Below are 14,061 nucleotides of genomic sequence, written 5' to 3' on the forward strand. Positions count from 1 at the left end.
GGCGTTCACCGTTCCGGCACGTCCGACAGGTCGAACGCGTCCAGCAGGTCCGACGGGTCCGGCGGCCCCGCGTCGAGGTTCTGCTCGGACCAGATGGTCTTGTCGTGGCGGCTGTGCCGGACGCCCCAGTGGGTGCTGAGCCGCATGACGACGAACAGGCCGCGGCCGCCCTCGTCGCTCTCCCGGGCCCGGCGCAGGTGGGGGCTCGCGCTGTTGGCGTCCGTGACCTCGGTCAGCAGCCGGCCGCTGTCGTGGATGAGCCGCAGCCGCACCGGGCCCTTGCCGTAGCGGATGGCGTTGGTGACGAGTTCGCTGACGACGAGTTCGGTGGTGTAGGCCGCCTCGTCGAGGCCCCAGGCGGCCAGTTGCCGGTCGACGAGCCGGCGTGCCGTGCCGACGACGGAGGCGTCGGCGGGCAGCGTCCAGTCCGCGACGTGTTCCTGGGACAGGGCGTGGGTGCGCGCGAGCAGGAGGACGGCGTCGTCGTGGCGGGAGGGCGCCATGTGGTAGACGGCGGTGTCGCACAGTTCCTGCAACGGCCGCGTGGTGGAGGCGAGGATGTGCTCGAGCCGGCGGGCGGCGGTCGCGCGGTCGCCGCCGTCGCCCCTGACGAGGCCGTTGGTGTAGAGGGCGAGGAGACTGCCCGGGGCCAGTTCGAGCACGGCCGGGGTGAAGACGTGTCCGCCGCCCGTCCCCAGCGGCGGCCCCTGCGGAACCTCCACGTTGCGGGGCGCTCCGTCGGGTTCGATGACGACGGGGGCGGGGTGTCCCGCGCGGACCATGGTGCAGTGCCGGGAGACGGGGTTGTAGACGGTGACCGCGCAGGTCGCCACCGGGGCGCCCGCACCCGGCGCGGAGGCGTCCGCGAGCTGGGAGGCGACCTCGTCCAGGCGGGTCAGCAGCTCGTCCGTCTCCAGGTCCTGGAGGGCGAGGGTGCGCAGGGCCAGGCGGAGCTGACCCATCGTGGCCGCCGCCTCGATGCCGTGGCCGGCGACGTCGCCGACGACGAGGGCGACGCGCGTACCGGAGAGGGGCACGACGTCGAACCAGTCGCCGCCCGCGCTCTCGGGCAGGTACACGTGGGCGGTCTCCACCGCCGTGAGCCGGGGGATCGCGCCGGGCTGGAGTCTGCGCTGAAGGGCGGACGCCACGGTGTGCTCGCGCCGGTAGCTGTGCGCGTTGTCCACGTGCACGGACGCGGTGAAGGCCGCCTGCCTGGCCACGTCCAGATCGGCCTCCTCGAAGGGGTCGGTCCGGTGCCGGTACAGGGTCAGCAGCCCGAGGACGGTGTTCCGTGCCATGAGCGGGGCGACGATCATGGAGTGCACGCCCGTCCTGATCAGCGGCGCGAAGCGGTCCGGGTCGGCGGACAGCCAGGGGTCGTCCGGCGAGACCCGGACCAGACGGGCCCGCATGTCGTTGAGGACCTGCGTGTACGGGGTGGGGAAGGGAAGCGGACGGCTGTCGCCCTCCCTCCGGCTCACCTCGGCGGTCGGGGGAGCGAAGGACACCCGGCGCAGCGCGACCCCCGGCGGCGGGGGGCCGGGCGGGCGTTCGGGCCCGGTGACACCGTCGTCCAGCAGGTCGACGGTCGCCGCGTCGGCGAAGTCGGGCACCAGGGCCCGTACCAGCTCGTCGCCCGTGGCCCGCACCTCCAGCGTGGAGCCGACGGTCGCGTGCACCTTGCTGAGCACGGCGAGCCGGTCCGCCGAGGCCTGCCGCTCGGTGACGTCCTCGACCACGCCCACCAGCCCGGGCCTGCCGTCGCCGAGGTCGTGCAGCGGGAAGAGGGACACCTCGACCGAGAGGGTGCGGTGCGGGTCGGACGGCGACTTCCCCCGCACCAGCCGCCCCCGCAACGGCCGGCCGCTCGCGAGTACCTCGTCGATCAGGTCCCGGAGTTCACCCGCCTCGAAGCCGGGGGTGAAGTCCCCGACGCCCCGCCCGATGACCTCCTCGGCGGCCAGCCTCCGCACTCCCCGGCCGGCCGGGTTGTAGCGCGTGACCTTCTGCTCGCTGTCGAAGACGAACAGACCCTGTGGTGAGTTGGCGAACAGCGCGTTGAGCACCGCGGCGTCGCCGATGGGATCGCCTGTCACCGCACGCCCCCTTCCCGGGCCGCCCCCCTCACCTTCTCGCATCGGCCCCGCCCGGCAACTCGGCCGGCGGGGCGGCACGTGCCGCGTCCGGTGCCGATCACCGCCGCGTCGCGCCCCTGCGCCCGGTGCCGGTCACCGCCGCGTCACGCCCCCGCGCCCGGTGCCGGTCCCGGCGGCGTCAGGTGCGGCGGCGCCCGGCGTCGATCTCGGCGACGAGGGCCTCGACGCGGGTTCTGATCTCGTCCCGGATGGGGCGGACGGCTGCCACGCCCTGGCCGGCCGGGTCCTCCAGGGCCCAGTCGAGGTACTTCTTGCCGGGGAAGACCGGGCAGGCGTCACCGCAGCCCATGGTGATGACGTAGTCGGACGCCTGGACGGCCTCGGGGGTGAGGATCTTCGGCCGGGCCTCGGCGATGTCGACGCCGGCCTCCTTCATCACCTCGACGGCCGCCGGGTTCACCCGGTCGCCGGGAACGGAACCGGCGGAACGGACCTCCACGCGGTCGCCCGCGAGGTGCTGGAGGAACCCGGCGGCCATCTGGGAGCGGCCGGCGTTGTGGACGCAGACGAACAGGATGGACGGCTTGTCGGCCACGGTGATCGTTCTCTCTCGTCGCATGGCGGAAGGTGCCGCCCATGACTTCAGCCTCCGCTGGTATCAGCAGACGGTGATGTGAAAGTATCAGTGCATGCTGACTTCAGTCGATCCTGACGTGATCCGCGTGCTGGGTGATCCGCTCCGCCTGAGGATCGTGACCCTGCTGGCGCGGGAGACGCTCTGCACGACGCACCTGGTCGAGGAGACCGGAGCCAAGCAGACCAACCTCTCCAACCACATGAAGGTGCTGCGCGAGGCCGGGATCGTGGAGACCGAGCCCTGCGGCCGCTACACCTACTACAGGCTCAAACCCGAGGTCCTGGCCGGGCTCTCCGAGGGGTTCGCCGAACTCGCCGCCTCCGCCCGCGCCGCCGCCGGGAACAAGAGGGCCTGCCCGTGACCTCCACCGAGCCCACCACCGCCTCCGCTCGGGCCGGGGGCGGGGACGACTCGATCGTCAGGAAGCTCTCCACCCTCGACCGCTACCTGGCGGTGTGGATCCTCGTCGCCATGGCCGTCGGTCTCGGGCTCGGACGGATCGTCCCGGGGCTGAACGACGCGCTGGCGAAGGTGGAGGCCGGCGGGATCTCCCTGCCGATCGCGCTCGGGCTGCTGATCATGATGTATCCGGTCCTGGCGAAGGTCCGTTACGACCGGCTGGACGCCGTCACCGGCGACCGGAAGCTGATGATCTCCTCCCTGGTCGTCAACTGGATCCTCGGGCCGGCGGTCATGTTCGCCCTGGCGTGGATCTTCCTGCCGGACCTGCCCGAGTACCGCACGGGCCTGATCATCGTCGGCCTGGCCCGCTGCATCGCCATGGTGATCATCTGGAACGACCTCGCCTGCGGCGACCGCGAGGCCGCGGCCGTGCTGGTCGCGCTCAACTCGGTTTTCCAGGTCCTGGCGTTCGGCCTGCTGGGCTGGTTCTATCTCGACCTGTTGCCCGGCTGGCTCGGCCTGGGCGACGGCGAGCACCTGGACATCTCGATGTGGGAGATCGCCCTGAACGTGGTCGTCTTCCTCGGCGTCCCGCTGCTGGCCGGCTTCCTGACCCGCCGGATCGGTGAGAGGAGGAGTGGCCGCGAGTCCTACGAGCAGCGCTTCCTGCCGAAGATCGGGCCGTGGGCGCTGTGCGGGCTGTTGTTCACGATCGTCGTCCTCTTCGCCCTGCAGGGCAGGACCATCACCTCTCAGCCGCTGGACGTCGCCCGGATCGCGCTGCCGCTGCTGGTGTACTTCGCGGTCATGTTCTTCGGCACCTTCCTCCTCGGCAAGAGCCTGGGGCTCGCCTACGACCGCACCACCACCCTGGCCTTCACCGCGGCGGGCAACAACTTCGAGCTGGCCATCGCGGTGGCCATCGCCACCTTCGGCGTCACCTCCGGCCAGGCCCTGTCCGGCGTCGTCGGGCCGCTCATCGAAGTCCCGGTCCTGATCGGCCTGGTCTACGTCGCGCTCGCCTGGCGCAAGAGGTTCACCACCGAGGCGGTGCCCACGGCCCCGTGACGCAGCACGCCGATGCGGTCGGTGGTGGTCGGTGGCCGCGGTGCCCGGCCGCGGGTCCGGCTCGGGCGGCGGTCAGCCGCGCAGGTCGAGCATGGCGGACATGGCCGCCACCACGGACGGGGCGACCCGGTAGTAGACCCAGGTGCCGCGCCGCTCGGAGGTCAGCAGGCCCGCCTCGCGCAGCTTCTTGAGATGGTGGGAGACGGTCGGCTGGGAGACGCCGACGTCGGCGATGTCGCACACGCAGGCCTCTCCCCCCGGGTGGGCGGCGATCTTGGAGAACAGCCGCAGCCGTACCGGGTCCGACAGCGCCTTGAACATGGCGGCCATCCGCTCCGCGTCCGCCCGGGACAACTCCCCGGCCGTGATCGGCGGGCAGCACGGCACGACATCGCCGCCCTGCACGGCCTCGCCGCCCTGTATGACGGGCAGCTCCACAACTTCCGACTTCGACATGCGTCTATGTTGACACCTGTCGATGCCGGTGCCAAGCTCCGATGTATCGACAGATATCGAAACAAGGAGACGTCATGAGCAGCAGGCAGCTCCCGGTCGTCGTCGTCGGAGCGGGCCCCGTCGGCCTCGCCGCCGCCGCCCACCTGGCCGAACGGGGCATCGAACCCCTCGTCCTGGAGGCGGGCCACAGCGCCGGTGCGGGCGTACGCGAGTGGAGCCACGTGCGCCTGTTCTCCACCTGGCGCGAGGTCGTCGCCCCGGCCGCCGAGAAGCTCCTCGCCCCCACCGGCTGGACCCGGCCCGACCCCGCGACGTACCCGTCCGGCGGCGACTGGGCCGAGCGCTACCTCCAGCCGCTCGCCGACGCCCTCGGCGACAGGGTCCGTACCGGCGCCACCGTCACCGGGGTCTCCCGGGCAGGCCGCGACCGGATTGTCGACGCCGACCGGGAGCAGCAGCCGTTCGTCGTGCACGTCGCGTACGCCGACGGCCGCGAGGAGCGGATCCCCGCCCGCGCCGTGATCGACGCCTCGGGCACCTGGACCACCCCGTCCCCGGCCGGCGGCAGCGGCCTGCCCGCGCTCGGCGAGAGGGCGGCGGCCGACCGCATCACGTACCGCGTCCCGGACCTGACGGACCCGGCCGTCCGCGCCCGCCACACCGGCAGGCGCACGGCCGTGATCGGCTCCGGCGCCTCCGCCTTCACCGCGCTCGCGTACCTCGCCGAGCTGGCCGAGGCGGCCGACGGGGCCGGCACGAAGGCGGTGTGGATCCTGCGCCGGGGCGTCTCCGGTTCCACCTTCGGCGGCGGCACCGCCGACCAGCTGCCCGCCCGCGGCGCGCTCGGCCTCGCCGCGAAGGCCGCCGTCGACGACGGCCACGCCGACGCCGTCACGGGCTTCCGCACCGAGGCGTTCGAACGCGACGGTGACGGCCGCCTGGTCCTGGTGGGCGAGGACGGCCGCCGCCTGGAGCCGGTGGACGAGGTGATCGTGCTGACCGGATTCCGTCCCGACCTGTCCTTCCTCTCCGAGGTCCGCCTCCGCCTCGACGAGCGCCTCCAGGCCCCGGTGGAACTCGCCCCGCTGATCGACCCCAACCAGCACTCCTGCGGCACCGTGTACCCCCACGGCCACCGCGAGCTGTCCCACCCCGAACAGGGCTTCTACCTGGTCGGCATGAAGTCCTACGGCCGTGCCCCGACGTTCCTCGCCATGACCGGGTACGAACAGGTCCGCTCCGTCGTCGCCGCGATCGCCGGCGACCTCGACTCCGCCGACCGCGTCGAACTCACCCTCCCCGAGACCGGGGTCTGCGGCGGCGCGGGCCTGTTCGACACCCCCGACGCGCAGCAGGACGACGACGGCGGCGGCTGCTGCGCGCCCGCGCCGCAGCTCGTCCAGCTCGGGGCGATCGCGACGACGGGGGCGGCCGCCGAGGAGACTTCAGGCGGGGGCTGCTGCGGCTCGTAACCGCCCGCGGCGGGCGGGAGGCCGGACCGTGTGCTTGGGTGTGGGGCGCTGCGACGACTGCGACGGCTCCCCGGCCGACCGCTCCGCGAAGGGAACACGCCCCACGTGCACGTGCTGATCCTCGGCGGCACCACGGAGGCCCGCCGCCTCGCCGAACTGCTGGCGGCCGGACCGCCGCCGGGGCCGCGCGTGACGAACTCCCTGGCGGGACGGGTGACCACGCCCCGGACGCCGCCCGGCGAGGTCCGCATCGGCGGCTTCGGCGGCGCCGAAGGACTCGCCGCCTGGCTCCGCGAGCACACGGTCGACCTGCTGGTCGACGCCACCCACCCCTTCGCCGGCACGATCGGCTTCCACGCGGCACGGGCCGCCGCCACCGCCGGTGTCCCCCTCCTCGCGCTGCGCCGCCCCGGCTGGACGCCGGTCGAGGGGGACGTCTGGCACGACGCCGGTTCCCTGGCGGAAGCCGCGGCACTGCTGCCCGCGCTCGGCCGGCGGGTCTTCCTGACCACCGGCCGACTGGGCCTCGCCGCCTTCGCCGGCCCGGCCGGACCGGCCGACCTGTGGTTCCTCGTACGTTCCGTCGAGGCACCCGAGGCACCCGAGGGGCCCCTTCCGCCCCGCACGGAGATACTGCTCGACCGCGGCCCCTTCACCCTCGACGCGGAGCGCGCACTGCTGCGCCGGCACCGGATCGACGTCCTGGTCACCAAGGACAGCGGGGGAGCGGCCACCGCCCCCAAGCTGACGGCCGCCCGTGAGGCCGGGGTGCCCGTGATCGTGGTACGCAGGCCACCGGTGCCCGAGGACGTCCCGGTCGCAACCGGGCCGGAGCAGGCGGCACGGTGGGTCCGGGAGGCGTACGCGCGACGCCCGCCGGGGGTCTGACCCGGTGCCGGACCCGACCGGGACGCCCGCCCGGGGTCTGACCCGGCGGCGGACTCCACTGGGACGTCCGCGCGGGGGACTGCCCGGCCGGGACCGCGCGCCCGCCGGCGGGACGCCCGCCCGGGGGTCTGACCCAGCGGCGGACTCCAATGGGGCGTCCGCGCGGGGGACTGCCCGGCCGGGACCGCACGCCCGCCGGCGGGACGCGCGTCCGGGACCGCACCCCCCGGCGGAACGCCCACCCCGGGACTGACCCGGCGCCGAACCCGACCGGGACGCCCGCCCGGGGACCGTCCGTGCGGGGGACCGTTCGTGCGGGGGACCGTTCGTGCGGGGGACCGGCCAGCCCGGGGGACGGGCAGCCCCGTACTACCTCCCCCCGCCGCTCATTCCTCCTCGCTCGCGATCGCGTTGATCGCGGCGGCGGCCATGGCACTGCCGCCGCGACGGCCCCGTACGACCAGGTGCTCCAGGCCCGAGGGGTGGGCGGCCAGGGCGTCCTTGGACTCGGCCGCGCCGACGAAGCCGACGGGTACGCCGATGACGGCGGCCGGGCGCGGGGCCCCCTCCTCGATCATCTCCAGGAGGCGGAAGAGCGCGGTGGGCGCGTTGCCGATGGCGACCACGGCCCCCTCCAGCCGGTCCCGCCACAGCTCCAGCGCGGCGGCACTGCGCGTGGTGCCGAGCCTCGCCGCCAGGGCGGGGACGGCGGGGTCGGAAAGGGTGCACAGGACGTCGTTGTTCGCGGGCAGCCGCCTGCGCGTCACGCCGCTGGCAACCATCCGCACGTCGCAGAGGACGGGCGCCCCGGCCCGCAGGGCCTCGCGGGCGCGGGCCACCACACCGGGCGTGTGACCGAGGTCGCGGACGAGGTCGACCATGCCGCAGGCGTGGATCATCCGGACCGCGACCCGGCTGACGTCGGCGGGCAGACCCGAGAGGTCGGCCTCCGCGCGGATGGTGGCGAAGGACTGGCGGTAGATCGCCGCGCCGTCCTTCTCGTAGTCGTACGTGGTCACGGCGGGGAGCTTACCGACCGCCACCCGCGGGCACGCCCCGCCCTCCCGCCGTGCTCCCGGGGCAGAGGCCGTTTGCCGTGCGCCGCGCGGTGAAACCCGGCAGGCACCGAGGCGAGGGGCGCTGCTCGGTGCCCCGGCCGACCGCCGAAGAGGAGCGCCACCATGACCACCACCGTCAACGACCTTCTCCGCACCTACCCGGCCGACCTGGGCGGGGTGGACCGGGACGCCATGGCCACGTGCATCGAGGAGTGCCTCGCCTGCGCACAGACGTGTACCGCGTGCGCCGACGCCTGCCTGTCGGAGAGCACGGTCGCCGAGCTGACCAAGTGCATCCGCACCGACCTGGACTGCGCCGACGTCTGCAACGCCACGGCCTCCGTCCTGTCCCGGCACACGGGCTACGACGCCAACATCACGCGGTCCGTCCTCCAGGCCTGCGTGACCGTGTGCAGGGCGTGCGGCGACGAGTGCGCCCGCCACGCCGGCATGCACGAGCACTGCCGGGTCTGCGCCGAGGCGTGCCGAAGCTGCGAGCAGGCGTGCGACGAACTGCTCGCCCACCTGGGCTGAGCGGGCTCGGACCGCGTCACCACGCCTCCGAGTCCCGCTCGCCGCCCCGCCCGCCGCCGTTCGGCGAGGGCGTCTGCCGGCCGCCGGTTCCGCGGGCCCCCGAGCGCAGCCGCATCGCGATCAGCGGGAGCACGAGAACGGAGATCATCGAGGCGCCGACCAGCGAGGCCGCCTGGTCGGTGTCGAGGAGTTCCTGATCGACACCGATGGTGGTGATGGCGACGACCAGCGGCAGGCACGTCGAGGCGAACAGCGCCAGCGCCACCCGGTCCGTACGGCCGAGATCCCTGGGCGCGAGCGCGTACACGGGGACACCGCGGACCAGAAGGACGAGCAGGAGGAAGCCCGGCACCAGCAGCAGGGCGCCCGGTTCGTGCAGCAGCGCCGCCAGGTCGAACTCGATGCCCGTGACCACGTAGAAGAGGGGCACGAGGAAGCCGAAGCCCATGGCCTCCACCTTGCCCAGGACCACCTCGCTGCTGGCGGGCGCGGCCCGGTGCAGCACGAGACGGGTCAGGACGCCCGCGGCGAACGCGCCCAGCAGGACGTCGAGGCCGAAGACCTCGGCCAGGCCCAGCATGCACGCGAGCAGCAGCATCACGAACCGGACCGCGAACTGGCCGCTGCTGTGCAGGGTCCGCTCGGTCAGCCGCGCGAACCACGGCGGCCGCGGGCGCAGCGCCCAGCACACGGCGGCGGCGGTGATCGCCCCGAACGCGGCCAGCAGCGCCGCCGACTCGGCCGGCCTGCGCCCGCTGAGCAGCAGCGCCACGGCGACCACGGGCCCGAACTCGCCGACCGCGCCGAACGCCGACATGACCGCCCCGAACCGGCCGCGCTGTTCGCCGCTGTCCCGCAGCATCGGCAGTACGGTGCCCAGCGCGGTGCTGGTCAGCGCGGTACCGATGACGAACGCCTCGAAGACGTCCCCGCGGCTGATCGCCAGGGCCAGCGCGATGCCGGCGGCGAGGGAGACCAGCCAGGACCACAGGGAGCGGCGCAGCGTGTCGCCCCGGACGGCGGCGAAGTCGATCTCGTACCCGGCCAGGAAGATCAGCATGGACAGGCCGAGGTCGGCGAGCGTGTCGACGACGTCGTCGGGGTGGGCCCAGCCGAGCACGTCCGGGCCGATCAGGATGCCCAGGCCGATCTCGAAGATGACCAGGGGGATGCGGATCCGCCGCCCCGTCGCGTGGACGAGGAGAGGCGCCAGCACGGCGGCGGCCATGATCAGGACGAGGGTCCCCGGGTGCGTCATGAGGCGGGACCGCGGCGCACGTCCGCCCGCACCGCGGCCCGCGGCTCCGTGGTCCGAGACATCGACGCTCCCTCGCAGACGGTGGACCGGGACCAGGACCGGGACCGGGACCGGGACCAGGACCGGGACCAGGACCGCGACCTGGACCGCGACCTGGACCTGGACCTGCACCTGGACCCGGGCCGACAGCGCACGGCCAGTGCCACTGTCGCCCGCCGAGGAGACCCGGACTACCGGGCGTACGCCGTAGGAGGGACCGCGTGAATCCACCTTTTGCGCCCCAAATCTACCCGTAAGAGAATTGGGAGGCGTTGCACTTGGAGGTGCGCCATGTCCGCTCCCGGCCCGGCCCTCACCCGACGAGGCACGACCGCGGCAGAACGAGGACCCGATCCGGTCCGGATCACGCTGTCGGTCAACGGCACCGAGCACGGCCTCGACATCGAACCACGCGTCAGCCTTCTGGACGCGTTGCGGGAGGACCTGGACCTGACCGGCGCCAAGAAGGGCTGTGACCAGGGCACCTGCGGAGCCTGCACCGTGTGGGTCGACGGGCGGCGGGCGCTCGCCTGTCTCACCCTGGCGGTGACCTGCGAGGGCCGCGAGGTCACGACGATCGAGGGACTCTCCCCGGGCCAGGGTCCGGGTGACGAACTGCACCCCGTGCAAAGGGCCTTCGTCGAGCAGGACGCCTTCCAGTGCGGCTACTGCACGCCCGGCCAGATCATGTCCGCGGTGGCACTGATCGAGGAAGGACACGCGGGCGACGACACCGAGATCAAGGAGTGGATGAGCGGCAACATCTGCCGCTGCGCCGCCTATCCCAACATCCGCGCCGCGATCCGCGCCGTCCGCGACCAGAGCCAGAGCCACAGCCAGAGCCAGAGCCAGAGCCAGAGCTAGGAGACTCCTCGTGCGGCCCATCGCCTACCTCCGCGCGACCGACGCGGCGAACGCCGTCGAGGCCGTCAGCACGGACCCCACCAGCGACTTCCTCGCCGGCGGTACCACCGAGGTCGACCTGCTCCGTCAGGAAGTGCTGAACCCGCGCCGGCTGGTCGACATCAACGACCTGCCGCTGACCGGCATCGACGTCACCCCCGAAGGCGGCCTGCGCATCGGCGCACTGGCCCGGATGAGCGACGTCGCCGCCGACCCCGTCGTACGCGAGCGCTTCCCGATGATGGCCGAGGCGCTGGAGTCGGGAGCGTCCCCGCAGTTGCGCAACATGGCGTCCATGGGCGGCAATCTGCTGCAACGCGTGCGCTGTTCGTACTTCCGCGATGCCGAGTCCCCGTGCAACAAGCGGGAACCAGGCACCGGCTGCTCGGCGATCGACGGGTTCAGCCGCACCCACGCCGTGCTCGGCACCAGCGAACACTGCATCGCCACCCACCCCTCGGACCTGGCCGTGGCCGTGGTGGCACTGGACGCCCGGGTGCACACCCTGGGACCGAAGGGTGAACGGACCCACGCCGCCGACGACTTCTTCCTCCTCCCCGGTCACTCCCCGCACCGTGAACACCCCATGGAGCACGGAGAGTTGATCACCGGGATCGAGGTGCCGGCCACACCGGTGGCACGCCAGTCCCTCTACCTCAAGGTCCGCGACCGCGCGTCGTACGAGTTCGCGCTGGTCTCGGTGGCGGTCGCGCTGTCCATGGTGGACGGCACGATCGCGGACGTGCGCATGGCCCTCGGCGGCGTCGCCACCAAACCCTGGCGGGCCCGCCGGGCCGAGGACTTCCTCGTCGGAGCGGCCACCGCACCCGACAACTTCGCCATGGCCGCACGCGTGGAGATGGCCGACGCCCGGCCCACCTCCATGAACGCCTTCAAGGTCGAACTCGCCCAGCGCGCGATCGTCCGCGCCCTGCGCACGCTCAGCGAGAAGACGGGAACCGGGCAGGCTCCCGGGCCCGGGACCGGGAGCCCGTCATGACCGCGACCATCCCGCCCGCGACGGGACAGCCCCTCGACCGCGTCGACGGCCACGCCAAGGTCGCCGGACACGCCCGGTACTCCGCCGAGATTCCCATCCCGGACATGGCGTACGCGTACGTCGTCGGCTCCCGCATCGCCGCCGGACGCGTCACCGGCATCGACGCCGGTGCCGCACAGGCCGAGGAGGGCGTACTGGCCGTCCTCACCCATCAGACGCTGCCGAGAATCGCCGAACAGCCCCCGCTCATCCCCTCGCTCGGCGGCACGGCGGCCCCCGGACAGACCTTCTTCCCCATGCAGGACGACACCGTGCACTACGCGGGCCAGCAGATCGCGCTGGTCGTCGCCGACACCTGGGAGCGGGCCCAGCACGCGGGGCGGCTGCTGCGCGTGACCTACGAGGAGACTCCTCCCGTCACCACCCTCGACCAGGGCCGCGACCTGGCCTACGAACCGGAGCGGATCTTCGGGGGCTGGCTGCCGGGCCGCATCGAACGCGGGGACGTGGACGCCGGGCTGCGGGAGGCCGACGTCACGGTGGACGGCACGTACACCTACGCGGCCAACCACCACAACCCGCTCGAGGCGTCCTGCACCACGGCCCAGTGGGACGGCGACGACCTGCTGCTGTACGACGCCACCCAGGGCGTCAATGCCACGCAGATGACCGTCTCCCGGCTGCTCGGCATTCCGATGTCGCGGATCCGGGTCCTCGGCCACTTCGTCGGCGGCAGCTTCGGATCGAAGGCGATGATCCACGCCCACCCGGCCCTCGCCGCGATGGCGGCACGCGCGGTCGGCAGGCCGGTCAAGCTCTTCCTCACCCGCGAGCAGATGTTCACCTCGGTCGGTCACCGCGAGGAACAGGAGCAGCACCTGACGCTCGGTGCGACCCGCGAGGGCAGGCTGACCGCCATCCGGCACCTCAAGCTCTCCCCGACCTCGCACTTCGACGACTGGGCGGAACCGTCCATCGGCACGTCCTCGCAGATCTACGCCTGCCCCCACTACGAGGGCGCGTACCGGCTGTTCCGCGCCAACACCATGACCCCCACCTTCATGCGCGCGCCGGGCGAGGCCAGCGGCATGCACGCGCTCGAGTGCTCACTGGACGAACTCGCGCACGAACTCGGCCTGGACCCGATCGAGCTGAGGCTGCGCAACCACACCGACGTCGACGCCATGACGGGACATCCCTGGTCCAGCAGCGGCCTGCGGGAGTGCTACGAGCGCGGTGCCGGCCGCTTCGGCTGGGCCGGCCGCGACCCCCGCCCGGGCACCCGCAGAGAGGGCGACTGGCTGATCGGCACCGGCATGGCCACCGCCAGTTACCCGGTCGCCCCGCTCGCCAACCCGCAGCGGGCCCGCGCGCGTCTCTACGCCGACGGCACGGCGGTCGTCCAGGCCGCCACCCCCGACTTCGGCACCGGTGTCGCCACGGTCATGGCCCAGGTCGCGGCCGACGGCCTGGGAATCGGCGTGGACCGGTGCCGCTTCGAGAACGGTGACACCGACCTGCCCAGCATCGCCGCCGCGGTCGGCTCGGCCGGCGCCGGCATGATCAGCGCGGCCGTGCACAGCGCCGCCACGGCTCTGCGCCGGCAACTCGTGAACAGCGCCGTCGCCGACCCCGGCTCGCCCCTGTACGGCGCGGACCCGATCCGCGTGGTCGTGCGGGACGGCGTCATGATCGCCGAGGACGCGTCCGAGTCGTACAGCGACCTTCTGCGGCGCACCCTGCGGCCGGACGCCGAGGCCGTGGGGCAGTGGAATCCGCCCGCCCACGACATTCCCTACGGGATGATGACCTTCGGTGCCCAGTTCGCCGAGGTCGCCGTCGACGCGGACCTGGGCGTCGTGCGGGTGCGGCGGCTGACCGGGGCCTTCGCGCCCGGCCGGGTCCTCAACGCCAAGACGGCGCGCAGCCAGCTCATGGGCGGCATGCTCTGGGGCCTCGGCCAGGCCCTGCTGGAAGCCAACCACACGCACCCCGACACGGGACGCTGGTCCAACACGAGCCTCGGCGAGTACCTCGTGCCCGTCAACGCGGACGCACCCGACGTCGACGTCGAACTCATCGAGGTCGAGGACGAAGTCGTCAACCCCCTCGGCGTCAAGGGTGTCGGCGAGATCGGCCAGGTCGGCGTCTCCGCCGCCATCGCCAACGCGGTGCACCACGCCACCGGCCGGCGGATCCGCACACTGCCGATCACGATCGAGGACCTGATCTGAGCCCACGCGCTCC

14 protein-coding genes are annotated in these 14,061 nt (G+C 73.2%); 9 read left to right on the forward strand and 5 right to left on the reverse strand.

The features are described from left to right. Window positions 1-5: 5 nt before the first annotated feature. Together ACGH7X_RS22085 and ACGH7X_RS22090 are read right to left on the reverse strand one after the other, a co-directional pair. Window positions 6-2,099: a SpoIIE family protein phosphatase gene (locus ACGH7X_RS22085; protein ID WP_399887166.1), complete on the reverse strand. Its 2,094-nt coding sequence runs from the start codon at window positions 2,097-2,099 to the stop codon at window positions 6-8. Window positions 2,100-2,277: 178 nt separating this feature from the next. Beyond that, on the reverse strand, window positions 2,278-2,718 hold the full coding sequence (locus ACGH7X_RS22090; protein ID WP_399887168.1) for an arsenate reductase ArsC: 441 nt from the start codon (window positions 2,716-2,718) through the stop codon (window positions 2,278-2,280). A gap of 70 nt (window positions 2,719-2,788) precedes the next feature. On the opposite strand from ACGH7X_RS22090, the gene ACGH7X_RS22095 reads away from it, so the two are divergent. Both ACGH7X_RS22095 and arsB read left to right on the forward strand, forming a co-directional pair. Next, a complete protein-coding gene (locus tag ACGH7X_RS22095) occupies window positions 2,789-3,097 on the forward strand; it encodes an ArsR/SmtB family transcription factor (protein WP_399887170.1) in 309 nt (102 codons plus the stop codon). Beyond that, complete coding sequence (arsB, locus tag ACGH7X_RS22100; protein ID WP_399887172.1) at window positions 3,094-4,206, forward strand: ACR3 family arsenite efflux transporter; 1,113 nt, start codon at window positions 3,094-3,096, stop codon at window positions 4,204-4,206. Before ACGH7X_RS22095 ends, arsB begins: the two co-directional genes overlap by 4 nt. Before the next feature lie 72 nt (window positions 4,207-4,278). Here arsB and ACGH7X_RS22105 read toward each other — a convergent pair whose 3' ends face one another. Beyond that, a complete protein-coding gene (locus ACGH7X_RS22105) occupies window positions 4,279-4,662 on the reverse strand; it encodes an ArsR/SmtB family transcription factor (protein ID WP_399887174.1) in 384 nt (127 codons plus the stop codon). A 74-nt stretch (window positions 4,663-4,736) separates the two neighbouring features. On the opposite strand from ACGH7X_RS22105, the gene ACGH7X_RS22110 reads away from it, so the two are divergent. Both ACGH7X_RS22110 and ACGH7X_RS22115 read left to right on the forward strand, forming a co-directional pair. After that, complete coding sequence (locus tag ACGH7X_RS22110; protein WP_399887176.1) at window positions 4,737-6,134, forward strand: NAD(P)-binding domain-containing protein; 1,398 nt, start codon at window positions 4,737-4,739, stop codon at window positions 6,132-6,134. 105 nt (window positions 6,135-6,239) lie between these two features. Then, on the forward strand, window positions 6,240-7,022 hold the full coding sequence (locus ACGH7X_RS22115) for a cobalt-precorrin-6A reductase (protein WP_399887178.1): 783 nt from the start codon (window positions 6,240-6,242) through the stop codon (window positions 7,020-7,022). Window positions 7,023-7,408: 386 nt separating this feature from the next. Here ACGH7X_RS22115 and ACGH7X_RS22120 read toward each other — a convergent pair whose 3' ends face one another. Then, a complete protein-coding gene (locus tag ACGH7X_RS22120) occupies window positions 7,409-8,041 on the reverse strand; it encodes a precorrin-8X methylmutase (RefSeq protein WP_399887180.1) in 633 nt (210 codons plus the stop codon). A 162-nt stretch (window positions 8,042-8,203) separates the two neighbouring features. Between ACGH7X_RS22120 and ACGH7X_RS22125 the strand changes: the two genes are divergently transcribed. Continuing rightward, window positions 8,204-8,614: a four-helix bundle copper-binding protein gene (locus ACGH7X_RS22125; RefSeq protein ID WP_399887181.1), complete on the forward strand. Its 411-nt coding sequence runs from the start codon at window positions 8,204-8,206 to the stop codon at window positions 8,612-8,614. A 16-nt stretch (window positions 8,615-8,630) separates the two neighbouring features. Here the strand turns inward: ACGH7X_RS22125 and ACGH7X_RS22130 are convergent, their stop codons facing one another. Further along, window positions 8,631-9,872, reverse strand: a complete 1,242-nt coding sequence (locus tag ACGH7X_RS22130; protein ID WP_399887183.1) for a cation:proton antiporter — start codon at window positions 9,870-9,872, stop codon at window positions 8,631-8,633. On the opposite strand from ACGH7X_RS22130, the gene ACGH7X_RS22135 reads away from it, so the two are divergent. The 4 genes from ACGH7X_RS22135 to ACGH7X_RS22150 all read left to right on the forward strand — a co-directional run bounded on the left by ACGH7X_RS22135 (window position 9,864) and on the right by ACGH7X_RS22150 (window position 14,048). Beyond that, complete coding sequence (locus ACGH7X_RS22135) at window positions 9,864-10,136, forward strand: hypothetical protein (RefSeq protein WP_399887185.1); 273 nt, start codon at window positions 9,864-9,866, stop codon at window positions 10,134-10,136. The two genes, ACGH7X_RS22130 and ACGH7X_RS22135, sit on opposite strands and share 9 nt — an antisense overlap. 66 nt (window positions 10,137-10,202) lie before the next feature. Then, entirely contained in the window at window positions 10,203-10,775 is a 573-nt protein-coding gene (locus ACGH7X_RS22140) for a (2Fe-2S)-binding protein (RefSeq protein WP_399887187.1), read from the forward strand. 10 nt (window positions 10,776-10,785) lie between these two features. Further along, the gene (locus ACGH7X_RS22145; protein ID WP_399887189.1) at window positions 10,786-11,814 is read left to right on the forward strand and encodes an FAD binding domain-containing protein; all 1,029 of its coding nucleotides are present in this window, start codon (window positions 10,786-10,788) and stop codon (window positions 11,812-11,814) included. After that, window positions 11,811-14,048: a xanthine dehydrogenase family protein molybdopterin-binding subunit gene (locus tag ACGH7X_RS22150; protein ID WP_399887190.1), complete on the forward strand. Its 2,238-nt coding sequence runs from the start codon at window positions 11,811-11,813 to the stop codon at window positions 14,046-14,048. The genes ACGH7X_RS22145 and ACGH7X_RS22150 overlap by 4 nt, the downstream gene beginning before the upstream one ends. Window positions 14,049-14,061 lie beyond the last annotated feature (13 nt).

The organism is Streptomyces sp. BBFR51, from assembly GCF_044591655.1.
Classification (GTDB): domain Bacteria; phylum Actinomycetota; class Actinomycetes; order Streptomycetales; family Streptomycetaceae; genus Streptomyces.